This is a genomic window from Planococcus versutus, assembly GCF_001186155.3.
Lineage (GTDB): Bacteria > Bacillota > Bacilli > Bacillales_A > Planococcaceae > Planococcus > Planococcus versutus.
In genome coordinates this window covers 738,970-762,944 of record NZ_CP016540.2, presented here as the reverse complement: position 1 = coordinate 762,944, position 23,975 = coordinate 738,970, and the positions used below count along the sequence as shown (strand labels likewise).

Genomic DNA, 23,975 nt, shown 5'->3' with positions numbered 1-23,975 from the left:
TTTTCAACTTAATTTCTGACCGCAATTCGGACAGAATTTTGCACCTTCGTTTTTCTGCCCACAGTTTGGACAGAATTTCGGCACGGTTTTCCCACCACTCTCTGATTGTGAAGTTGATTCGGTCGAATGTACAGCAGCTTGTTGCTTATGGCTGTCTTCTGTTTGATCATTCATCATGTCTTTAGCGATGTTCATACCCATCATCATGCCTGCCATGTCAGATGCCGTATTGGATCCCGACGATTTGCCCATGGCATCCGCTACAGAAATTTGCTGGTATTTTGACACATCACCCACCATGCCGTGCGAGGCACTTTTGTTGATCATGTCTTGAATTTCTTTCGGATAATTAAAGCTCATGACTTGGAAGCCGGTCACTTTCATGCCGTCATCCATTAGTTGCATGTTCAAATCATCTTGAATACCTTTACCAATTTCATGCGCATTGGCTTGCAAGTTGAACATATCCCTGCCTTCTTTACTGATCCATCTCATTAAAAGTTGGTCCAGAATGGCCGTAATACGAATTTTCACGTCTTCAACTACATAACTATTGCGAACTCCTGCGATTTTATCGATCAAGCCAATGTAATCGCTGACTTTAAATTGAAATGTTCCATTCGCTCGAATAGGCAGGCCCCCAGGTAATTGAGGTGACGGAATATTAATTGGGTTTTGTGTGCCCCAACGAACCGTAAATTCTTTTGTGTTCACAAACAACACTTCTACACGCATGCCACTATTAAAGCCAAAGCGGAAACCTTTTAAAGTTGATAAGAATGGCACGATTTCTGATTCAATATCGTATTCGCCTTCGTCTTCAAAAATCCCTTCGACTTTGCCGTTGTTCATAAAGATAGCATCTTGTCCTGGACGAATAATGAGCTTACTGCCTTTTTTCACTTCATTGTTTGTCCATTTCCAGAAAATCATATCTTCTCTGAATTCTTCCCATTCGACTACGTCTGAGAATTGATTGCCGAAAAATCCCATTCTATTTTTCCCTCCTTTGATTTATTTTTTTAAAACTTGCGACCGCCTCCGCTAAATGAAGTGCCGCCTCCGGTAGTTCCTCCACCGCCAAAACCACCGCCTCCGCCTCCATTGTTCTTCGGAACCTTACGACGTGAAACGGTTTTGTTACGGAACTGGTCACGTGTACCGGTTACTCTTGTATGGTCCTCATCAACATAAGTACTTGCAGTCGTTGTCACACGCCCACCTGAATGATAAAGCATGAACCCAACAACACCTACCCCCAGCAATAATGCAACAAGAAGTTGGAACCAGCTTTTAAGAAGAATGTTTTCGGGGTTGACGCCGGGGCGATACTCCATATAACGACTTGACGTAGTCACTGTCTCACGAAAAGCATCTGCATAGTCACCATTTTGCATTTCAGGAACAATTCGATCTAAAACCATATCGACTCGTTTATCATCAAGTGTGGTTTCAGCTGTTCCAAAACCAGCTAAATAGACATCACGCGTCGCAATATTCATTGTTAGCAATACTACATTTTTTTGATTGTTTTCACTAGACCACTGATCAAAAAAATCACCCATATAATCGATAATAGAAGGCATAGTTTCATCTGCGGTTGTTAAAAACAAAAAGTCGACATTTTGCTCTCGGCTGTATTTGGCTGCAACTGCTTCTAAGTCAGTGATTTCCGATTCGCTTAATAAGTTAGCCTCGTCGTAAACATGCTCATCTACAGCAGCAAACGCTGCGACGCCACTTACACTAATGATTAGAAGCATGAAACAAAGAATTCTTAGCCAGTTAACTTGAAATGCCTTCACCAAAGAACACCTCCTACAGCAAACGCGATCGCTTTCATCACTGCAAAAGCTGAAGCTGCAATGCCAGTAAACCAAGCTGCGACTTTAAAGGCACTGATTGGTGGCTTGCCTACCACTTTACCAGTTTGACCGTTCATCGCAAAAGTGTGTTCTTTATTGTCGAAATCGTAGTAGACCATCCATACTGGAAACAGCGTATAGTAAACATTCTTTTTATTTGTTTGAATTTGTTTATTCGTATAACTAACGGTTGAGTATCCGGAAATGGTACTGCTTATATACGTATCGATATAAGGCACGATTTTCGATTCAATTCGTGAAAATAGTTCCTCATCACCGTAATCGTATTTCTCCGCAAGATATCCTGCGAGGTAAGGCATTTTAAAATCCTTGATTTCTCCATAATGATAGGGCTCGAGTTTATCCATCAGTTCGTCGTCCATCTTTTCAGATGCGTCTGCCGGTACTTTTAAGTAGCTGAGATCTATTTCTCGACGAACATCATAAAAATTGGTTTCTGTGTAAATTGTATCGCCTGCCGTATAGCTATGCACTCTAGTCGCAAGCGCTGCTACATCTACTTTACCTTCGATGTCGTACAGCCAAAATGGCACATACATACCAGTCATTTTTTTAATACGATCACCGCTAGTAAAACCGCTTGGTGTCAATCGTCCATTATTTGTCCATTTCCGAAATGCAGCAATAGCATCCTCTTTACTAATCGTAAAAGGAATCACTTTGGCCGGAGCCAAATCTCCCGTTAGCCTGTCTGCAAGTAACACGGGTGCACCACAAAAACTGCAATGTGTCGCGGTGGTTTGTGCTTCTGTTAAAATAACAGCTCCGCAGTTTTCACAATGATATTCTTTTGCTTCATCTGGGTCAAACTTCCGAATAATATTGGTTTCTGGAAATGTCTCAATTTTATCTTGCCTGCCACAATTTGGACAGGAAAGATGGCCCGATTCGCTGTCGAAGGACATATCCGATCCACAGTTTGGGCATTTATACTGAATAACCATACTGTCCTCCTCCCTTCAACTTACAGGAAACTCTCCAGATTTCGGTTATCATTCATTTTTGCCAACTTGGCTTTTCAATGCAGCTAATTCGTCGTCGACATTAATACCTGCTTTTAATGATTCTAGCTCATCATCAACAGATGACTCGTTATCGTATTTTGATGTCAAGTCTTTAATATTAGTTCCGGAGCTTTTATTTAACTCTGACATCGCATTCGCCTCATCAAGCTCTTTGTTGATTTTTTGTTCCATTTTGTCAAAAGCAGAAATTCGCTCGCCTGCTCCGTCTACAGATGAAGTAAAGTCATTCATGCGCTTTTGCGTTTTTGCAACAGAAGCTTTGCCTTTTAGTTCTGAACGACGCGACTCCAGTTCACCAATATCTGCTTCTAGCTTATCGTGCATTTGACGCATTTGTTGCGTGTTGGCAGCAGCAAGTTTTACAGCAGTTTCTTTGTCTGCCACTTTTTCAGTCAACTCAGCTTTGCGTTGCAAAAATTTACGCGCATCGTCTTCGTTATCCGCTTCTAATGCCTTTACTGCATAACGTTGCATGTCATCCATTTCTTTTTCAATTTCTTCTAATTCCCGGCGCTCTCGTTTTTCAGCTGCCATGATTGCTGCTGTTTCTGATTTCACTTTACCTAGATCACTATTCAAATCACGTAAGTACTGATCAATCATTTTTTCTGGATCTTCTGCTTTGTCTAGTAAAGCATGAATGTTGCTTGTCATAATATCTTTAAAACGTTTTAAAATTTCCATCATCATTCTCCTTTTTTTGTAGGTTTTTTGGCTTCTTTACAGATTACCCTTTCCTGATAAAGATTAAGCTTTCAAACAACTTACTCTTTGCAACTGCATGTATAAAATTAAAAATGTCTTTCTTCTAGTATACCGCATCCCTGTCTGTAGGTAAGAAGTAGAAAGAGAAAATCTAGTTTAGTCTTTTCGTTCTTTTGTATATAAAAAACAAGCGTCTTCGCGAACTACAATCTGTTCGGGAAGACGCTTATTTATTTTACAGCAGGATCACTCGCTTGTTCCCAAGCTGGCAATGTGTGGGATAGCGCTTTGTCTTCTTTATAGCCAAGAACATATTCTGCTTGCATAATAGTGTGAATTTCACGCGTTCCTTCGTAAATAACCGGTGCTTTAGAGTTGCGTAAATAACGACTAACTGGGTATTCATCAGAATAGCCATAAGCTCCATGAATTTGGAAAGCGTCATCAGCCGCTTGATTGGCAAAATCGCATGCTTGCCATTTTGCAAGCGACGTTTCACGTGTGTTGCGCTTTCCTTTATTTTTCAGTTCACCTGCCCGATAAACAAGCAGTCGACTCATTTGAAAGCCCGCCTCCATTTTTGCAATCATTTGCTGAACAAGCTGGTGGCGACCAATTTCCTTGCCGAATGTTTGACGTTCTCGGCAATAATCCACACTTGCTTCTAGGCACGCCATAATTTGACCCACGGCACCTGCTGCAACAGTGAAACGGCCATTATCAAGTGCTGCCATTGCAATTTTAAATCCTTCGCCTTCTTTTCCTAGCAAATTTTCTTGTGGCACTTTAACATCTTCGAAAAACAATTCTCCTGTATTTCCTGCACGAATTCCATGCTTTCCTTTAATGGCTTTAGAAGAAAACCCTTCCCACGTGCGTTCTACAATAAAGGCAGAAATTGCACCATGTTTTTCTGTTTGTTCACCTGTATAAGCAAACACTAAAAAATGATCAGCTATATCACATAAAGAAATCCATGTTTTTTGTCCATTCAATATATAATAATCGCCCTCTTTAACAGCAGTCGATTTCATCGCAGCTACATCGGATCCTGCACCGGGTTCTGTTAAACCAAATGCTCCAATTTTTTCTCCTGTCGCTTGTGGGATCAAATATTTTTGTTTTTGTTCTTCAGTTCCCCATTGAAGAATGGTCAAGCTGTTCAATCCAATGTGAACAGAAACAGCTGTGCGAAACGCTGTGTCTCCACGTTCTAGTTCCTCACAAACAATGGCAAGCGAATTATAGTCCATGCCACTGCCGCCATAATTCTCAGGTATGCAAACACCCATTAATCCAAGGTCTGCCAACTTTGTGTAAATAGCTGGATCTGATTTGCCCTCCCGATCCCACGCTTCGATGTACGGCATAATTTCTTTGTCCACAAATCCTCGTGTCGTGTTGCGCAACATGTCTTGTTCTTCTGTGAATGAAAATTCCATTAGAAATCGCCCCTTATTTTTGATGGTTGACTATTACCCAAAACTTCTTCATTATGTTCTCCGGCATCAGGTGGATGACGTTTCATTTCAACCGGTGTACGCGATAGCTTTAACGGACTGCCAATTAGAGTGATTTTTCCTGCGGTTGGGTGGTTGTGTTCGACAAACATATTGCGTGCTTGTAGTTGCTTGTCATGAACCATTTCTTCTACTGTCTGAATAGGCCCTGCTGGGATGTCGTGTTCTCGGCATAGTTGTTGCCAGTGCGCCGTATTTTCTTTTAGTAATGCTTGTTGTAGTAGAGGTATCAAAATTTCTCGATTTTTTACCCGCCTGGAATTTGTTAAGTACCGGTTGTCTTTTGCGTATTCTGGCTCTTTTAAGATCTGACACAATGCTGTAAATTGCTGATTTGTCCCAACGGCAATAACTATTTCGCCATCACTTGTTTGAAATAGTTGATACGGAACAATATTGGCATGAGCGTTCCCTAGAGCAGTTGGCACTTTTTTATCCATTAAATAATTGCTACCAATGTTAACGAGCGCACTAATAGCCGTGTCATACAAAGAAAGATCTATTTTTTGACCTTTGCCAGAACCGACACGTTCAAGCAGTGCTGCTTGAATACCGATGCAAGCGTATAATCCCGTCAATACATCTGTAATAGCGACGCCCATTTTTTGTGGTCCTGATTTCTTGTCGCCAGTAATACTCATCAACCCGCTCATCGCTTGAATTATAAAGTCATAGCCAGGCATGTCGCGATCGGGTCCTGTTTCGCCAAAGCCAGTAATAGAGCAATAAACAATTCGAGGGTTAATAGCGGATAAAGTTTCGTATCCAATGCCAAGGCGTTCCATTGTTCCGGTCTTGAAATTACTGACCACAACATCACTTTCTGCTGCTAACTTTTTAATAACTGCTATTCCTTCTGGAGTTTTCAAATCGACAGTGACGGATTTTTTGTTTCGATTAACACTTAAAAAATAAGCACTGACACCGTTTTGAAAAGGCGGACCCCAATTACGTGTTTCATCACTGCCACCAGGCGCTTCTACTTTGATCACTTCCGCACCTAAATCTCCTAAAATCATAGTGCAATAAGGACCTGCGAGTACACGTGACAAGTCGAGTATTTTCATACCGGTTAAGGCTCCTGGCATTGCCATGCCCCCTCTCTTTTAATTTCCACACAAAAAACCAGCCCAAAAAGACAACAGCAAAACTGCTTGTCTGGATGAACTGGCTTTTATCTACGAATAAAGCTTCTGGAAAGAAGTTTTAGCAGACTAGGCAGTATGATTTTTTCGTGTCGTGCAAAATTGATCGTGTGGAATAAACGCGTAACGTTGTGACACGATTCTTATTGTCACTGTAATACAGAAAGAAGCAGTTGTAAACAGAAATGAACGATTATTCTGAACATTTATCAGCAAAAGAGGTTAACTGTTATTTTTCAGTGGTAGGTATATCTTTCGAATGATCTTTTGCTTTTTCCATTTCGTCTGTCGCTTCATCATAATTGGTTGCTTCGTTATCGCTGTCTAACGCTTGCTTTGTTTTCTGAACTACTTTATCAATCGCTGATTCTGTAGGGGCTGATTGTTGATCTTGTGTTTTTCCTGCTGTGCCTTTTCTCGCCATTCTAATCACTCCGATTCCAAAGATTTACTTGTTGTATACCCAACAAAACTGAAGCTAACCTCTTTATTGCTGCTTCTGCTAAGATTCAGTTTTTGATAGTTGACTATTATTTTTAAGATGACCGAGAGCTTCCTTTATAACTTTCATAATGCTTAAAAAGGTCTTTCAATGCAGAAGCCAAAGCATTTCCTGCTTTTCCAAGATAATGAGCCTTTATATCTGCTAATGGTTTTTCAATACCGTCTTGCAAACTATAGCCTCTCAGTAACTGTTGGACAAACTCTTGGCCGTGAGATGTTGCCAATGTGCAGCTTGCCGATACAATCACACTGTAATTCTTATCAATTTCTGCAGTAATGGTCAACGTTTCATATATATTTTGAGCGGCCATCCCTGCTGGAAGTCTAGCATGACCCGCGATAAAAAGAGTATTCATTCGATATCTTCTCCTTTTAGTTTAACTTTACCATACTGTCTCTAGGATATTGAAAAAGAGCAATAACTCAAAAAAAATCTCTTTATTGTTAAAATCGTGCATTCGAATTTGGTTTTTTTTGTACAGAGGACTATGATATGAATATCTTTTACATACTTTAAAAGAATGGCGGGTGGAAATCATGAACAATATAGGTCAGAGTAATATTAAAGTGGTCATCGGTGGATTATTGCTAGCGATTTTAGTCGCAGCCATGGACAATACCATTGTCACCACTGCCCTTCCTTCTATTGTCGGGGAGCTTGGCGGTGTCGATAAATTTGTCTGGGTAACTTCTGCATATCTAGTTGCACAAATGGCAGGTATGCCTATTTTCGGTAAATTATCCGATATGTATGGTCGCAAACGATTTTTTATGTTCGGGCTACTTGTTTTTATGATTGGTTCAATGTTATGTGGCACCGCCGATACCATTAACGAATTGATTATTTTCCGTGCGATTCAAGGAATCGGTGGCGGAGCGTTAATGCCAATTGCGTTTACGATTATGTTTGATATCGTACCGTTAAAAGATCGCGGGAAAATGAGCGGCATGTTCGGTGCAGTTTTCGGCATCTCCAGTGTATTTGGTCCTCTTCTTGGTGCTTACATTACAGAATACATTAACTGGACGTGGGTATTTTATATTAACATCCCACTTGGCTTGATTGCCTTTATCATGGTCGCCTTTTTCTATAAAGAGTCACTCGAGCGCTCTAAAGGGAAAATTGACTGGCTAGGTGCTGCTACATTAGTTGGCGCGGTCGTTTCTTTAATGTTCGCAGTTGAACTAGGTGGTAAAGAATTCGCTTGGATGTCCCTTCAAAGCTTTGCCTTGTTTGCAAGTTTTGTCATACTCACGATTGTTTTTGTTATCGCTGAGCGTCGTGCTGTAGAACCCGTTATCGACTTTAGCATGTTTAAAGAGCGATTGTTTGCGACGAGTGGGCTAATTTCCATTTTTAGTGGTGCTGCTTTTATCACAGCTTCTGTTTATATTCCTTTTTATATTCAAGGTGTGCAAGGTGGAGATGCGACGAATGCCGGATTCGTGCTCTTGCCGATGATGGTTGGATCGGTTGTCAGTGCCTCTATTGGCGGTGCATTAATGACGAGATTCACATATCGTTCTTTCTTAGTTCCAACTCTTGCTTTGTTGACAATTGGAATGATTTTGTTAGCGACACTGTCTGTTGATACACCACGATTTATGGTTGTCGTGTTTATGATTTTGGTAGGACTTGGCATTGGAGCTTCGTTTTCCGTCATCCCTTCAGCTGCGATTCATCCGTTTTCTATTCGTAAACGAGGAGCTGCAACATCTACAGTGAGTTTTTTGCGTACATTCGGAATGACCATCGGGATCACTGTTTTCGGAATTATTCAAAGTCATTTATTCAGTCGGAACTTAACAAAGCAGTTTGGAACTGAAGCTGCTCGTTTTTCAGGAGATTCTCGTGCTCTACTATCTCCCGAAGCGCGTGCAAATATCCCTACTGACATAACAGATCAATTGATAAGTGCATTATCTTCTTCAATTTCGAGCACATTCTTCTGGGCGATTGTTCCCGCTTTCTTAGCGCTATTAACTGCCTTTCTAATGAGCAAAGAAAAACTTGGAGATAAAATCGAATAACTATTCCACACCCATCATGCATATCAAATCCCGTTTTAAGTAGTCTTTACGCGCTGCTTAAAACGTTTTTTATTGAAAAAATTTTCATTGTTAATTGACAACTAACTCATTACGATATATGGTTATATACATAAGTATATAACCATATATCGTAACACGATCATAGGAGGTGTTTTTAATGAACAATGCGTTTGATTCGAGCAAGCCGATTTTTTTGCAAATTCGTACATTAATTGAAGATCAGATTGTCAATGATCAGCTTCAAGAAGGTGATCAAGCACCATCGACCAATCAACTTGTTAATTTTTACAAAATTAATCATGCGACCATTTCGAAAGGGATTAACCAGTTAGTAGATGAAAAAATCTTGTTTAAGAAAAGAGGGATTGGCATGTTTGTAGCAGAAGGGGCAAAACAAACATTAATAAGACAACGTAAAAAAGCATTTGTTGATAATTACGTCAAAAGCCTTGTTCAAGAAGCGCAAAAACTAGGAATTACAGAAACAGAAGTCATTGAATTGATCAAAAACACGAAAGGAAGTGAAATCTGATGGCCGCTGAGGTGAATCTAAGTAATGTCACAGTAACATTCGGAAAGTTTGAAGCGTTAAAGAATATTTCATTGACACTTGAGCCCGGGAAAATCCACGGACTGATCGGTCGCAATGGTGCCGGAAAGACCACTCTTCTTTCTTTGGTTGCGGCTTTCCGTGAGCCAACACAAGGTCAAGTAGAAATTGATGGCGAACCTGTCTTTGAAAATCCTAACAAGATGCAGCAAATTACTTTTCTTTACGAAAAAAATTACAGCGAAGAAGATGATAAGATTCCGGTTATACTAGAGTTTTCTAAACGGTATCGCCCGAATTACGATGAAAAGTATGCTAATTATTTATTGCAACGCTTCCATCTACCACTAGACAAACCGATTAGTAAATTATCAAAAGGAATGCAGTCGGCTCTCACTGTGGTCATCGGCTTGGCTAGTCGTTCGCCATTAACCATTTTCGATGAAGTATATCTCGGAATGGACGCCCCTACTCGTGAAATTTTTTATCAGGAAATCTTAGCAGACCAAGAGACGCATCCTCGAACCTTTATTCTTTCTACTCACTTGATTTCAGAAATGGAGTATCTTTTTGATCAAATTGTCATTCTCGATCAAGGTCGTCTAATACTGAATGATGATTATGAAAGCATTTCTGCTCAAGGCGTTTCTATTACAGGAGCAACCGATCAAGTCGACGCCTTTGTCTCAGACAGAAAAATACTAAACGAGCAAAAACTAGGCACTACGAAATCTGTCATGGTCTACGGAACAATTTCAGAACAAGAACGACTTACCGCTCAAAAACAAGGCATTGAAGTTGGTCCTTTGTCATTGCAAGATCTATTTATTCATCTAACAGAGGAGGTGCGTTGACGTGACGCAAGTCAAACTCTACTCAAAAGTCGCAGTCGACCTTTTTTATGAACAGGTTAAATGGAGTATTTGGTTTTTCTTCTTTGTTACGGCTGCTCATGTTATTGGATTGGTTATTGCATCAAAAAATAATGCCAGTATTCAAGGGTTTTTCGCCTTTTCAACCTATTCTGTTGCTATTTTTATGTTGGTGTGCGGAATTATCGCAGCATATAGTTTTTTAGGCTATTATGTTCAACAAGGCATTACTCGTAAGGACTTGTATGCCGGAACAGTTATTTCCATATTTTTCTTGGCGTTGGCTGTTACTCTTATTCCACTTGCGCTTAACGGCATTGAGCATTTAATTTCCACTTTTGTGACACTGCCTATTGATGCAAACACTTATATGATATTCGATCTAGCGACAGGTTGGTTTTCAGCATCAGGTATGTTCTTCTTAGATATCTTTACGTTTTACCTGATTGGTTGGCTGATCGGCATTGGTTATTACCGTTTCGGATGGCTTATTGGTTTTGGCTTTATTGCAATTGCGATAGGAGCTCTCAGTCTAAATAGTTTTTTTTGGACCGGCAGTTCGATGATTCCATGGATTCCCTTTATTTCTATAGAAGTTAGTATTACACTAGCAGCAGTGGGATCATTGATGCTAATCACACTACTGCTAGTAGCTATCAGATTGCTGACAAAACGCATTCCGATAAAAATGTGAAAAAAACGTTTTACTTTTCTGCATCTCGATTTACTCAACTACCTTATGGAGGTTATATCTTGGAAAAAACATGGAGTCTTCGTTTAATACGCTTTTCAGCAGTTTTTGGATTGTTTGGTACGTTTCTTGGTTCGCAAATGGCAGGCGAAATGGATTATGCCCTACGTCCAATTCACGCACACATCCTGCTCGTTGGCTGGCTTTCCGTCTTTGCTTGGGGATCTTTTACCGCGTCTATACCATCCGTTTCAAAAAGTTAGTTGCGATTCACAGTGTACTCGCGATGGTTGGAGCTTTTACATTGACTGGAGGTATGTGGCTATACAACATTAACCCCTTCAATTGGAACGACACATTGGTGATGATTTTGTTTATCGTGGGTGGCAGCTTGTTGTTACTAGCGTTTCTCATGTTCTTAGTCATTACGTTCTTAACTGAAAAAGAATAAAACAAAAAAACCACTAAAGAAAAGCTTTTCTTTAGTGGTTTTCGTTTTGTATTCGCTTCGAGTTCAAAAATTCGCGGGCTAGTTTTTTCTGAACTTTTTCTTCTAGTTTAGTTTTCTACCACCACATGAGTTGAATTAGATTGCTTTTTTTTATAAAGGATCGTTGCCACAATTAGCACCAATAACACGAGTTGTGCGCTCAAAGTTTCAATAGATGGATAAAATCCGATAATGTTGATCACAGGCAAGTCCGCAATAATATGTGTTGGCAATACATTGGTCAACTGCAAAGTGTGGATACTGACGCCAATGATTTTAAACGCCAGCAGGTAAATAAACACAGTTGCTACACCAAAAAATAAGTGAAGTGGTATTTTTTTACTCGCTTTTGCAAAGAAAAATGCAGCGGCAACTAAGATGACTAAAGCTAAAGCAATTCCTAAAATAAAATCAAATGTAGACATTTTGGGTGCAATTCCCATATAAAAAACGACAGTTTCTGCACCTTCCCTGAATACCGTTAAAAAGCTGAGAAGTGCCATTGACCAGACACTTTGACTAGATAAAGCTTGATTCATTTGTTTAGAAATATACTGATTCCATGCAGTGACGGTGGATTTGCTATGTAGCCATACGCCTACACCCAGCATCATCGCTGCAGCCAAAAGACCAATATAGCCTTCTAACACTTCGCGACTTGCGTCGATCGTTCCCGATTGAAACAGCGTAGACATTAAAATTGCCGCTATAATACTTAGTCCAATTCCAGCTGCTGCTCCCATGTAAATATAATGCTGCAAATGCTGTTGACCCGCTTTTTTCAAAAACGCAATAAGCGCGGAAATAATGAGTAACGCTTCCAATCCTTCACGAAGCAAAATTAACGCAGAGTCCCAAAAGCTATATTCAGTATCTTGTTGAATAAAACTAATTTGTTGTTTTAACGAATCTAGTTTTTCACTGACTGCAGATGCTTGTACATCATCACGCGTTAATTCACCAACAAGAAGAGGCAGTTCTGATTCAATCTCACTATACAAACTGGCATTTTTTGTACGGACTTCCCCTTCAACAGTTGGCCAAATCACAATGAATTCTTTTAAAGTATCGGCAGCTTTTGTGTACTCTTCTTTTTTGATTGACTCTTGACTGTCGTCTAGTAAACCGATCAATGTAGCAAGAGAATACTCATCTGTCGCTTTTGTTTCTTTTATATTTCCTGCACCAAAGTTTTGAATAGTTTGTTCTAACGCTACGACTTGTTCGCTAAAAGCAGAAACTTCAAACTCTTCTTCAGCTAACGAAATGCGCATAAAGGACATTTGTGTTTCGATTTGACCGTAAGCTGCAATATTTTGCGCTTGAACGACACGTTCGTTTTTCCCCCAACTTTTCAAAAATACATCGTAAGATTCTTGAATTTCTTCTTTATCTCCAGTTGCGACTGCTGCTTTCAACTCTACAACAAACGGTTCCATCGCTTTCAAAAATTCTTGTCTTTGTGCTCTTTCATCCACTGGGTTTTCAGCTTTTTCATAAGCTGTCAGCGCTTTTGACAAGGCTGTTAATGCAGCTAAGCGTTCTTTACTCGTCGTTGCGTCAGTAGCTTTTTCAAGTGCTTTTGTGATTTCTTCCGATTCTTTTCCTGTGGTTACTGTTACTTGTTGCCAATTGGTTTCGAACTCTTCAATCGCGTTTCCAGCTTTTTCATCGTTTCCATTTTCTGTACTCATAATGGCTTCTGTAATCGACACATAGAAAGAACCAAATGACTGTTCATCTGCAGCAAGTGCGTGAGCTGGAACAACTAACAATCCAATAACAAGTACAAGCGTTTTAAAATGCACTAAAAAGTTTCTCACCAATATAACTCCCCTTTTGTACCCCAGGGAAGCAAGCGAAAACACCACTACCTCGGTGGGTAATATATTCATTCAACTTATCGGCACGTCCTAGTGCATTTTGTATGTTAATAAATTGCTGCGGGTTTTTTTGGAATGAAATAAACAACAATCCTGCATCATATGCGCCCGTTTCATCAATCAATCCACTCGCATAAGAAAATCCTCTTCGTAAAATCCGATCTTTTACTTTTCTTGCTAATGCCATATGTGAATCGGCTGATATATGTGGATTGCCAGTCGCATCTTTGGAATCCAAATCGACTTCATCAAACTCGTTTTTCTTGCCAATCGGTGCACCGCTATCACGGTGTCTGCCAAACGTATCTTCTTGAGCCTTCAAAGAAGTTCGATCCCACGTCTCCAAATGCATTTGAATTTTACGAACCACTAAATAAGTGCCACTTGCCATCCAGCTTTGCGACTCATTGGGTTGTACCCATACAACTTCATTCATATCGATATCACTTTTAGGACTTGGGTTTACTGTACCGTCTTTAAAAGCAAATAAGTTTCGCGGCGTTGCTTTTTTATCTTTTTCTTTCGGTGTTGAGGTAAATCCAGTTTGCGTCCATTTTAATGTGACTTTTCCAGAAGCCGCACGCACTAAATTGCGCACAGCATGAAAAGCGACTTGCGGATCATCTGCACATGCTTGAATACAAATATCTCCACCAGAAAACTGGTCGGCAATTTGATCTTTTGGAAAATGAGGCAACTCGTTTAGCTCGGATGGTCTTTTTGCACTTAAACCGAATTTTTTATTAGCAAATAACGAAGGACCCACCCCAAAAGTGAGGGTTAAGTTGGAAGCATCAAGACCCGCAGCTTCACCTGTATCGTCTGGTGGCGTAAAGACGCCTGGTGAAGCTTCTTCAAGCTGTTCACCATTCATTAGCCGAACAGCTAATGGCGTCCATGTCTTAAACAACTCTTGCAACTCACTTTGTGATCCAACGAGAACATTTAACGATGCAAAGTAAACATGCGTCGTAGTGTCTGTGGTGATCCCGGATTGGTGTTTGCCGTAAAACTTCACTTTGTTTTGAGCAGTTGCATCATCTTCTAAAATATCAAAACCAAAAGCTTTCGCGACACCGCCCATACCTGAAGCCAATACAGCAGCCCCTGCTGCACTAGCTCCTGTAATTTTTAGCATAGACCGTCTGGAAATTTTCTTTTCCAACCATTTTTCATCTGTCGATGTCATTTTGCTCACTCCATTATGATGCCCATTTGACTAAGTGGCTCACCTAATTGATTTACAGCTTCGGATAACTGTTTCGTATCTTCTGCAGTCAATTCTTCGTAAGAGACAAAACCATTTTCCCCTATTCGATGTTCATCTAATAATGCATATAAAGCTTCAAATTTGGCTTCAAGATTTTCTGTTAACGTTTGGTCTTTTGCTGTAATTTCTGGTTCTAAAATCCGGAAAATTTTTTCAGCACCTTCGATGTTTGCTTGAAAGTCATACAAATCAGTATGAGAATAAATTTCTTCTTCACCCGTAATTTTAGAAGTTGATACTTCGTTCAACAAATCCACTGCGCCTGTCATCATCAAGTCAGGTGTGACATCAACTGTTTCCACACGTGCACGAAGTTCTTTTGTATCCATTAATAACTGGTCTGCTACTTCTGCATAACCTTCTGTTGTGCTTTCTTCCCATAGACCATATTCAATCTTATGGTACCCCGACCAATCTTCTTCTCCTTGCCCTGCTTCTTGAATATCTGCTAAGCGCGCATCGATTCGAGGGTCGAGGTCTCCGAAGCTTTCAGCAATCGGTTCTGAACGTTCAAAATACATACGAGCGAGTGGATAAAGCTCTTTTGCTTTTTCCATATCACCACTTTTAACAGCTTCTGTAAATTTTTCTGTTTCTAAAACAAATTCATTCATTTGCTCAATCGCAAACTCTTTGTAAGCGCCTACTTCTTCTTGCAAATCTATCGGTTCTTGAGCTGCTTCAACAGGTTGCGAACTTGTTTCTTTTTCCGCGCAACCTGCCAATGCAGCAGTTATAAGCAAAGTTGATAATAAAAACGGCATTTTTTTCATGGGGGAACCCTCTTTCTCGAAGTTGTCTCTAACTAATAATGATAATCGTTATCAATGAAAAGTCAAGAAGAGTTGGACAATACGTTTAAATAAAAATAAGGAGTTGTCAAAAATTTGTCTATCAGGCAAACTTAGAATATAGACGTAACTGAGACCATCAAACTAAAGGAGGTAAAGATAATGGTACAGAAAAAAGAACTCACAACCCAACAACGTGAAGAATTGGTTCACACATTAAAAGAGCGGTTCGAGAAAAACATTGCCCGTCATAAATGGATGTCTTGGAAAAAAATTCAATCAAAGCTCGAAGAGAACCCAGAAAAGTTATGGACTCTTTTTGAAATGGAACGAACAGGTGGAGAACCTGATGTTATCGAATTTGATGAAAATCAAAATGAATACGTTTTTTATGATTGTGCTGTCGAAAGTCCAAGTGGTCGAAGAAGTGTTTGTTATGATCAGAAGGCACTAGATGATCGAAAAAAAAACAAACCTGAAAGCAATGCGTTAACACGGGCTTCAGATATGGGCATTGAGCTTCTGTCAGAAGATCAGTACCGCGAATTGCAAAAGTACGGCGACTTCGATTTAAAAACATCAAGTTGGATACTGACACCGCAAGCGATTCGCGATCGCGGTGGCGCGTTGTTTTGCGATTGCCGGTACGGTCAAGTTTTCTTGTATCACAATGGAGCAGACTCGTATTACAGTGCAAGAGGGTTTAGAGGATTGGTACGCGTTTGAACACAAAAAAGCACCACGATTTGCGATTTCAACGCAAGTCGTGATGCTTTTTGTTTTACAAGTTATTCTACTTGACTACTTTGGTAGCTATAATCAGACGGAACAATGGGTGTAAATCCGTTTGGCGTATAGAACCTCAACAAATCCCCATTAACTAGCTGGTCAGACAGTTCTAGTTCGTAATTGGATTGTTGCTGGAATTTCTCCGCTTGCTCTAATTGTGCATCTTCTATCAGCAATCCCGTTTCAGGGTTGTAGTACTTTTCACCGATCGAATAAATTTCAGGAGTGACATAATCACCATTTCTAAATGTCACTATTTCTTCGTGATCTTCAGATAATAAATCAGCGCCAAATTGAACATAATCTTCTGTTTCTACGCCCATCATATGAAGCACCGTCGGCAGCAAGTCAATCTGTCCACCATACGTGTGATCGATGCCACCTTCCATGCCGGGCACATGAATAAATAACGGCACGCGTTGAAGATCTGCATTTTCAACTGGTGTGATTTCTTTTGAAAGTATTTGTTCCATTGCGTTATTGTGATTATCAGAAATTCCGTAATGGTCTCCGTACAACACAACCATCGTATTGTCAGCTAAACCAGACTCTTCTAATTGTGTGAAAAACTGTTCGATTGCTTCGTCTGCATAGCGAGCTGTTTGGAAATAATTATCAACACTTGGGTCACCCGTTGTTGCTTTTCCAATTGTCGTTAAGTCTGGATTGATGTGATACGGAAAGTGATGCGAAACCGTCAACAATTTTGTATAAAACGGTTCTGGCAATGTCTCCAATATCTCACCTGATTGTTCGAAGAATGGTTTGTCCATGACTCCATACTCTGCCATGTCTTCAGGTGTTAGGTTTTCGTAAGACTCGATATCAAAGAAATAATCGTAACCGAACGACTTGTAGATTTCAGAACGGTTCCAAAATGTGCCATTGTTACCGTGGAATACCGCTGACGTGTAGCCCTTGTCTTTTAAAATTGCAGGTGCTGCTTGATACGTATTTTGACTTTTCGTAATAAAAGCCGATCCTTTGGGTAAGCCGAACAAGGAGTTTTCGAGCATAAACTCTGCATCTGACGTTTTTCCTTGAGCGGTTTGATGGAAGAAATTATCGAAATACAAGGTATTTTGATCTCCAGTTAACGAATTCAAAAACGGCGTTACTTCTTCCCCATTTAATTCATAATCTATCAAAAAGGTTTGGAACGATTCCAAATGAAGATAGACCACGTTCATTCCTTCAGCAGCACCAAAAAAATCTTCGTTGGGTTCTGCAAAATTAGATTTAGTGTAGTTTAAGATTTCTGTATTATCATCACTATCCGCAAGTACGCGTTGAGATGACGACTTTACTGTTTCGACTGTGTCATAAAGCGCGTAATTGTACATCCCTAGATATTTCACAATATAGTTTCTGTCAAATCCGCGCGTCAATAATTGCGGGCGGTCTGTTTCTGCTATTGCTAAGTTAAAAAACGAAATCGCCAACGCAATCGTGATAACGGGTAGGACTGCTTTTGTTTTAAAACTTCCTTTGTCTTTTTTCACTTTTTTCGACAGGATGAGATACATTAATAGCAATACATCAACAAAAAAGAAGGCATCAGTTGGTTGAATCAGTGTCAGCACACTGCCGCCCAAATCACCGAAGTTTTGTGTTTGAAACAGGGTTGGCAATGTGATAAAGTCACTAAAAAATCGGTAGTACACAACGTTTGCATACAACAATACAGACATTAATGTATAAATCAACAACAGTGACCAATATTTTCGTGCACCTTTGAAAAAGAATGACACGCTAAGAAGCAATAAGGCCGACCCAAGTGGATTGATAAACAGCAACATTTCTTGAAGTGCTCCTTCAACATCCAACTTAAACTGTGTTTTTTGGGATATATAAGTTTTAATCCACAACATCACCACTGCTAATACAAACAGTGGTATGTATTTGTTTATTGTTTTTTTATTGTTCGTTTTACTTTTTTCCATAATACACCTTCTCTATAGTTAATCTTTATAAGGATTTAGGTACTTTTTCAACATCTCAATACCCAATATTTCAACAACATCTTCTATTTTACGCTAATACACTAAGAAATGACAGTTTGGCGTTTTTTCTAAATCTTCAATTATTTTATCATTACCTCAAAAATCTATTTTTCTTAAAAAACACTACATCAGTAGTGGTAACAATAACGAGTAAGTCTATGTAGTAGAACGTCTGATGCACGCGAAAAGTTTCGAACAAAAGAAAAATCCTCTCGCTCGAAAGCAAGAGGATTCATGGAAGGAGTTTTAAAACAGGATAGTGGTCATCGACCGTCACTTGCTTATAGTTGGTGATCGGTAACAGGTAATATCGTAATGGGGTATGGGTTATTGGTTTGCCAGTAGCCATTAGAGTTGATTGCACCGAAGTACAAAAGAGGTTTCCTTCCATGCCTTGGAGCGGAGTCTCACCTCTCCAAGGTTTAGAAATACTTGTCGCTATCAAAATCCAAAACAATTGAATAGTTTTTCGTGTTGATGGCGTTTGACAACCGATTTGCCAATCGTTCTTGTTCAACTGCTTTTATGCGGTATTCTTCTGGGTCGAACATCGCTTTTCGAATAACCGGAACGCTTTCTCCATAACCAAATTGAAGCTCTTCTTGTAGAGACGTTCCAAACTCTTTAAACTTACGTGCTTTGGCACGCAACTGTGTTGCCAATTCAATTGCTTCGACAATGGCAAGCTCTTCTCCATTAAAACTTACTTTGTTTTCGAAATTCGCTTGGTACATCAATTTATCCAGCAGTCGAAAATCTCTTCGAATGTCGTCTATTTCTTGTTCTACTTGGAAAAGCGAACGCACTTGTTTTGGTGTTTTTTTGCCTTTTTCCATTTCCACAAAAGCAACGCGATCCATTTCTTCTTCCAATTCATGAATACGTTTTGCTAGGACTGATTTTAACTTTACAGCTTCTGCTAATGACAGATTCGACATGAGTTGGTCTCCTTTGGTTCGTAATCGTTCTTCTGTAGATAAGCGTAGCAGACCGCCTATTTTTTTACAATAGATTTAAACATAAAAAAAGTGCAACGATTTTATTGCACTTGTTTTTTTACGTTCTGCTCTTCTATTGTTTTGCGCCATTTCACGAGTTCACGCGCTTCGATTTGCTTTTCTATTGTTTCATCCCAGCTGCTCGTCATCGTATTCCAAACACGCGCAAAAAAAAGATCTTGTTTTTCATCGTACATTTGAAATTCCACGCAAGAAATGTATTTTGTTTTTTGCTCTATACAGCTTGTCATGCCGGTAATAATGGTTTGCAAGCTTTCTTCCCCACTGCTAACACCTTCTTTAAACAAGAGCTGTTCGATTCGGTCTTTGTTTAAGCTGCCATGAGCGGGATAGCGATAAAGTGCGAGTGCTTCGTCTGCTTCTTCCGAAGAGTCTTCTACTGCCAAACAATAGTCATCATGAATCGCGCTATACGAAATGACCGTTTGACCACCTTCCAGTTCTTCGTCGAAAATTCCTTTTTCTAAATAGCTATGTCCTTTCGGCGTTAACTTATACCCCACTTTTTCCAAATGGATTAATCCGATGCGTTGCATTTTGTAAATCAAGTCGCTTATAAACAATTCTTCTACAAACAACATCTCCGACAAGTTAGCCGCTCGACGAATGTCGGCTTGTTGAAAAGCCAACAAGAGCATCTTCATCAAAATATCCATTTTCATGCGTTTGACTTGATCAAACCCAACATCGTACAAAGCAATCGGCAGTTTCCATAGCAGTTCGTTAACGACAGAGACATCCCGATTGCTTGTTATCGTTGCACGTAAGTCCTTTCGTAAAGTGTCCACATTATTACCCCTTACTTTTTTCTAATACTCTCAAGCCGTTCTTCTTTTTAACGATGTCTAATACATGTTGATACATTTTCCGTGTTTCTGGTTGCTTTGCGCGTTTGGTAAACATCTCGGAACTGCCAACAAGTACTAGCAACTCTTTAGCACGAGATAATGCCACGTTCAAGCGGCGATAGTCTTTAGCAAAACCAATATCGCCGTGCTTGTTTTGATTATTGCGCACCATACTCAGGACAATAATATCTCGTTCGCTTCCTTGAAAACGGTCGACCGTTCCTGTTCGAACCGTTAAATGCGGTAAGCACAATTCTTGGTCGAGCATGCGTTGAAGTCGTTTCACTTGTTCGCCGTAAAAACTAATAACGCCAATACTTTTTTGTTGATCTAGAGCCATTCGTCCTGCTCGTTTCGCTTCAGCTGCTGCATCGTTTAACTCTATTAATAGACCACGAATTTCTTGAAGCTCTGCTGCATTGTATAAACTTTTTCCGCCACTCATGCGCTCTTCAAAATAGGTCGGTTCATTTGGCAAATCCAGCCACATCAAGTGATTAGTACGCTTTACACTATTCGATTCCAACAAATGGTCGCGTTCGCTATTAGAATCTGCAATCCCACACTTTAATTGTTCACTTTCTAACCGGTAAAACGGTGAGATGGTCTCCATAATATCTTCATGCATGCGGTATTGAATGGCCAACATCGTTTTGTTGGCAGTGGGTAAGTTTTTATACAAACGCTCAAATAACGATTCTTCTAATAGCTTTTCCAGCTCTTTTTTTTCTTCAAAGCCGTTATCTTCTGCAATCATTTCTTGAAGCATTTCTTCTAATGTGTCATTGCCCAGAAGTGGTGGCAATTGATGATGATCGCCCACTAAAATGATTTTTTGTCCTTTTAACATTGGCAATAATAACTCAGGTGGTGTAGCTTTTGAAACTTCATCGATAATAACCACATCAAACTCCGGATAGTTATCGATAAAGTCTTTGCGCGCCGAAGCCACGCACGTAGTTCCGATAACGTTGGCGTGTTTAATATACAGTTTTCGGATTTCGTCCAAATCGTGTTCATTCGCACCAGCCAATAAATCCAGCCATTTTTTTTGAACCGATTGCAATAAAGGCAAACTTTTCATTTCTTGGTTTAGTGATTCTTTCGTAAACGATAAACTGGCGAGTGCTTTTGCGGTTTCTTCTAACTGACGTTCAGGAGCTGAAGATAAAATCCCTGTTAAAGCAGCAAGTTGATTTTCGTAACTCGCTATGGCTATTTCGATTTGTTCAATATCAGCTTCTATTTTAATTAGCTGAGCATGATGAGTTTTGAGCCCTCCTGTTTTTTGTGCATGTTCAGCTTGCTGATCTGCTATACGCTGTTTTATTTGTTCAACCAAAGTTTTGTCTTTTTGAAGTTTTTTTAATTGTTCTTTTTGATCACGAATCGCCCCGTTAATGTCTAACGGAAGTTCTGCTGTATTTGGCAATTGCTTATAACGCAATTCAAGTGGTGTTATTTCTTCTTGTTGCTTTTCTTGTTTTTCCAACCATTTTTGGTCCCAGATGCGGTATTGTTCTTGTTGTTTAACGAGTTCTTCGCATAACGCTTTTTTCAAATCATTAAACGCACGTTTTGACTCTGCTTTATAAATATCGATTTCTTTAAACTTCGCACCTCTATGCCATAAATTACTTTGTCTTCTATATAAGCCAATGAGCGCTTTTTGCAGAAGCATCGGATCGGTTCGCTGAGAGCTCTTTAATACTGCTCTCAGCTTTTCCAAGTACTGATCAATTTCTGTAGAGCTATACGCTTGTGTTTTTAAAGAGGCTTGTTGTTTCAATTTTTCAACAGCAATATCAACTGATATTAATAATTTTTCGATATAGGTAATCGCAGTAGAAACAAGTTCGTTGTATTCATTGAGCTTGATCCAATCAGCCATATTTTCACGATTGGCTTCTAAGCGGTTAGTCAAATAGGTAATTGACGCTGTTTCTTCGATGCGTTCTTCTGTTAATACTTCAAACAAGCCGTCCATTTTTTTGATACTGTCCATATTGTTGACTGCTAATTGCTTTTGTTTAATAATGTCTGCCATTTGATCACGTCTATCTGTGATGACAGTAAGTTCTTGTCTTGTTGTTTCTAACTCTTGCTCGAGTCGTTCTCGCCCAAGAGCTCGTTGAAGTTGTTTAATGGTTGCTTGGATTTTTTGTTCTTGTGCAAGCCAGTCAATACCTTTTTTGTCTTCAATAAACAACTGATCTTGCCCAAGTATTATTTCAAAGGCATGTATCGCCTCTTCAGTAGCTCTTTTGTCACGTGCGACTTTTTCTTGTTCTTTTTTGTGTGTGGACAGCAGGATTTGTTCTTTTTCGAGTTGTGGTTGAATTTCTTGTTGCTGTTGCTGTGCTTGTTTTTTCTCTTCTACGGCCAGTAGTAAGTTTTTATACACTGGCTCTAATCTCTCTGTAGCTTGTTTGTTATGTGTAAGTTCTTTTTTTAATTCTGGTTCGCGTTTTTCACGCATCGTGTATTGTGCCGACACTTCTGCTAGCGTGTGGTCTTTCCAATATTGGCCGACGTTTTCTTCAATAAACTTTTTGCCTTCTTCTTCGATGCTTTCGGTACGGCCCACACGTAAAATCCGAATGTCTTTATTTGCGAGTAATCGCCCCAGTGCATTATCAACTGCTAAGTTTGACTGCGAAGCAACAAGCGTACGCAATCCTTTTTTTGCATTTTGTAGGCAAATTTCTGAAATAACCGTTGTTTTCCCTGTTCCTGGTGGTCCTTGTATGACGTATAAATCTTCTGCTGCTAAGGCACCGGAAACGGCTTTTTGTTGAAATTCATTTAACCGGTTATGAAAAGACAACTTTTCTAAAGATCGTAGTGGTTTAACGGGTGGCTTTTCTTCAAATAACAGTCGGTCCAAATTGGGGTTGACTGCCATCCCTTTTTCCAAGTTGGCAAACCCTTGTCGTAGCCGACGAATTTGACTTAAAGCCGCAAAATTACTAAAAATCACTTCTTTTTTATCGAGTGATGAGCCATTTTCACGCACCTGTTTGACTATATAGTTTTGAAGCTCTATTTCAACAGTTTGATTTGCTACTTTAATGACAGTCCCGACATCTCCGGAAATCCCAGTTAATCGCACCGTTAAGTTTTTTAAGGATTTCCATTCAGAATCTTTGAGCTGACAGCCTGTTAAAGTAATTCGACTAAAATCATGGCTATACGACAACTTTGAATAAGTGGTCTTGATGTCTGGAATATCCATGCCGCGTTCTTGAATCTTTAAATACCCTTCCCAACTGCTAATCCGCTTTTTAACGTACTCGGAGCTTTCTTTAGCAGGTGTCATTCGATTGACCAAGTCTATCAATAGACTAGAAGCCGTCTCACGCGAACGTTCAAATAGTACGTATTCCTCACGTTGCCAGTTGGTACCAAGTGCTTGATAAGACTTTCGTTGTGTCACGTTGGTAATCAACAAATGGTGATTGGTAAAAATCCCGTGCAAAACAATTGGTGCACTTGTCTCTTTTTCCATCAACCGAATATTCTCTGACTTGTCAAAAATAAACGCAACCGAAAGCTCGCCATCCGCATTTGAAGGATAACGCTCGATAAACACCTTAAAAGCTTTGTCTGCAACAAAAAAAGAGCGTTCGCTGATGCCGAACACGCCCATTTTTTCCGTTGCCGTCTTGGTTAGCCGTACTGATGTTTTATAAATAACTGTATGTGCTTTCTTCATGTAATCACCTGTTCTCTGAAGCTAAATAAATTTCAAATCGACGCATTGTGTCTGATCTGTTTTCATCTAATCATATCATCTATTCGAAGAAATGCGGTTTTTATCTTGTGAATTTTGAAGTTAAATTGTTATAGATGCTTAACATGATTTACGAGCATTTATTAAGACTTGTTAGCGCTCTGCAAAATCAAAAAAAATACCCTTTCAAAATCACTTG

General features: G+C 39.7%; 20 protein-coding genes and 1 pseudogene. 6 read left to right on the top strand and 15 right to left on the bottom strand.

What is annotated here, in order from left to right:
* Positions 1-3 precede the first annotated feature (3 nt).
* The 8 genes from I858_RS03885 to I858_RS03850 form a co-directional block, all read right to left on the bottom strand.
* Positions 4-993: an SPFH domain-containing protein gene (locus I858_RS03885; protein ID WP_049694823.1), complete on the bottom strand. Its 990-nt coding sequence runs from the start codon at positions 991-993 to the stop codon at positions 4-6.
* A gap of 29 nt (positions 994-1,022) precedes the next feature.
* Positions 1,023-1,805, bottom strand: a complete 783-nt coding sequence (locus I858_RS03880) for a TPM domain-containing protein (protein WP_083553737.1) — start codon at positions 1,803-1,805, stop codon at positions 1,023-1,025.
* Positions 1,802-2,830 carry a TFIIB-type zinc ribbon-containing protein gene (locus tag I858_RS03875; RefSeq protein WP_049694824.1) on the bottom strand — a complete coding sequence of 343 codons (1,029 nt, stop codon included), beginning with the start codon at positions 2,828-2,830 and terminating at the stop codon, positions 1,802-1,804. The genes I858_RS03880 and I858_RS03875 overlap by 4 nt, the downstream gene beginning before the upstream one ends.
* Before the next feature lie 48 nt (positions 2,831-2,878).
* Positions 2,879-3,595 carry a PspA/IM30 family protein gene (locus I858_RS03870; protein ID WP_049694825.1) on the bottom strand — a complete coding sequence of 239 codons (717 nt, stop codon included), beginning with the start codon at positions 3,593-3,595 and terminating at the stop codon, positions 2,879-2,881.
* A gap of 251 nt (positions 3,596-3,846) precedes the next feature.
* Positions 3,847-5,058 (bottom strand): acyl-CoA dehydrogenase family protein, encoded by a 1,212-nt coding sequence (locus I858_RS03865; protein WP_049694826.1) that lies wholly within the window; start codon positions 5,056-5,058, stop codon positions 3,847-3,849.
* The gene (locus tag I858_RS03860) at positions 5,058-6,224 is read right to left on the bottom strand and encodes a CaiB/BaiF CoA transferase family protein (RefSeq protein WP_049694827.1); all 1,167 of its coding nucleotides are present in this window, start codon (positions 6,222-6,224) and stop codon (positions 5,058-5,060) included. Before I858_RS03860 ends, I858_RS03865 begins: the two co-directional genes overlap by 1 nt.
* 286 nt (positions 6,225-6,510) lie before the next feature.
* On the bottom strand, positions 6,511-6,705 hold the full coding sequence (locus tag I858_RS03855) for a hypothetical protein (RefSeq protein WP_049694828.1): 195 nt from the start codon (positions 6,703-6,705) through the stop codon (positions 6,511-6,513).
* 112 nt (positions 6,706-6,817) lie between these two features.
* A complete protein-coding gene (locus I858_RS03850; protein WP_049694829.1) occupies positions 6,818-7,141 on the bottom strand; it encodes a DUF3870 domain-containing protein in 324 nt (107 codons plus the stop codon).
* A 181-nt stretch (positions 7,142-7,322) separates the two neighbouring features.
* Between I858_RS03850 and I858_RS03845 the strand changes: the two genes are divergently transcribed.
* From I858_RS03845 to I858_RS03825, 5 genes and pseudogenes are all read left to right on the top strand, one after another.
* Complete coding sequence (locus I858_RS03845; protein WP_049694830.1) at positions 7,323-8,816, top strand: MDR family MFS transporter; 1,494 nt, start codon at positions 7,323-7,325, stop codon at positions 8,814-8,816.
* A 178-nt stretch (positions 8,817-8,994) separates the two neighbouring features.
* Positions 8,995-9,369: a GntR family transcriptional regulator gene (locus I858_RS03840; RefSeq protein WP_049694831.1), complete on the top strand. Its 375-nt coding sequence runs from the start codon at positions 8,995-8,997 to the stop codon at positions 9,367-9,369.
* On the top strand, positions 9,369-10,241 hold the full coding sequence (locus I858_RS03835; protein ID WP_049694832.1) for an ATP-binding cassette domain-containing protein: 873 nt from the start codon (positions 9,369-9,371) through the stop codon (positions 10,239-10,241). Before I858_RS03840 ends, I858_RS03835 begins: the two co-directional genes overlap by 1 nt.
* Position 10,242: 1 nt before the next feature.
* The gene (locus tag I858_RS03830) at positions 10,243-10,953 is read left to right on the top strand and encodes a hypothetical protein (RefSeq protein WP_049694833.1); all 711 of its coding nucleotides are present in this window, start codon (positions 10,243-10,245) and stop codon (positions 10,951-10,953) included.
* 59 nt (positions 10,954-11,012) lie between these two features.
* Positions 11,013-11,401, top strand: a pseudogene (locus tag I858_RS03825) (hypothetical protein).
* A gap of 107 nt (positions 11,402-11,508) precedes the next feature.
* Here I858_RS03825 and I858_RS03820 read toward each other — a convergent pair.
* Genes I858_RS03820 through efeO form a run of 3 tightly spaced genes read right to left on the bottom strand, consistent with a single transcriptional unit; the run spans position 11,509 to position 15,366 of the window.
* Positions 11,509-13,263: an FTR1 family protein gene (locus I858_RS03820; RefSeq protein WP_049694835.1), complete on the bottom strand. Its 1,755-nt coding sequence runs from the start codon at positions 13,261-13,263 to the stop codon at positions 11,509-11,511.
* Complete coding sequence (gene efeB / locus I858_RS03815) at positions 13,238-14,512, bottom strand: iron uptake transporter deferrochelatase/peroxidase subunit (RefSeq protein ID WP_049694836.1); 1,275 nt, start codon at positions 14,510-14,512, stop codon at positions 13,238-13,240. The genes I858_RS03820 and efeB overlap by 26 nt, the downstream gene beginning before the upstream one ends.
* Positions 14,513-14,517: 5 nt before the next feature.
* Positions 14,518-15,366, bottom strand: coding sequence for an iron uptake system protein EfeO (efeO, locus tag I858_RS03810; RefSeq protein WP_083553652.1), 849 nt, complete (start codon positions 15,364-15,366; stop codon positions 14,518-14,520).
* Between the two features lie 180 nt (positions 15,367-15,546).
* Between efeO and I858_RS03805 the strand changes: the two genes are divergently transcribed.
* Entirely contained in the window at positions 15,547-16,110 is a 564-nt protein-coding gene (locus tag I858_RS03805) for a DUF4256 domain-containing protein (RefSeq protein WP_049694837.1), read from the top strand.
* A 62-nt stretch (positions 16,111-16,172) separates the two neighbouring features.
* Here I858_RS03805 and ltaS read toward each other — a convergent pair whose 3' ends face one another.
* The 4 genes from ltaS to I858_RS03785 all read right to left on the bottom strand — a co-directional run bounded on the left by ltaS (position 16,173) and on the right by I858_RS03785 (position 23,758).
* Positions 16,173-18,116 carry a lipoteichoic acid synthase gene (gene ltaS, locus I858_RS03800; protein WP_049694838.1) on the bottom strand — a complete coding sequence of 648 codons (1,944 nt, stop codon included), beginning with the start codon at positions 18,114-18,116 and terminating at the stop codon, positions 16,173-16,175.
* Between the two features lie 482 nt (positions 18,117-18,598).
* The gene (locus I858_RS03795) at positions 18,599-19,114 is read right to left on the bottom strand and encodes a hypothetical protein (RefSeq protein WP_049694839.1); all 516 of its coding nucleotides are present in this window, start codon (positions 19,112-19,114) and stop codon (positions 18,599-18,601) included.
* 101 nt (positions 19,115-19,215) lie between these two features.
* Entirely contained in the window at positions 19,216-19,983 is a 768-nt protein-coding gene (locus I858_RS03790; protein ID WP_049694840.1) for a hypothetical protein, read from the bottom strand.
* Positions 19,984-19,987: 4 nt separating this feature from the next.
* Positions 19,988-23,758, bottom strand: coding sequence for an AAA domain-containing protein (locus I858_RS03785; RefSeq protein ID WP_049694841.1), 3,771 nt, complete (start codon positions 23,756-23,758; stop codon positions 19,988-19,990).
* Between the last annotated feature and the right edge of the window lie 217 nt (positions 23,759-23,975).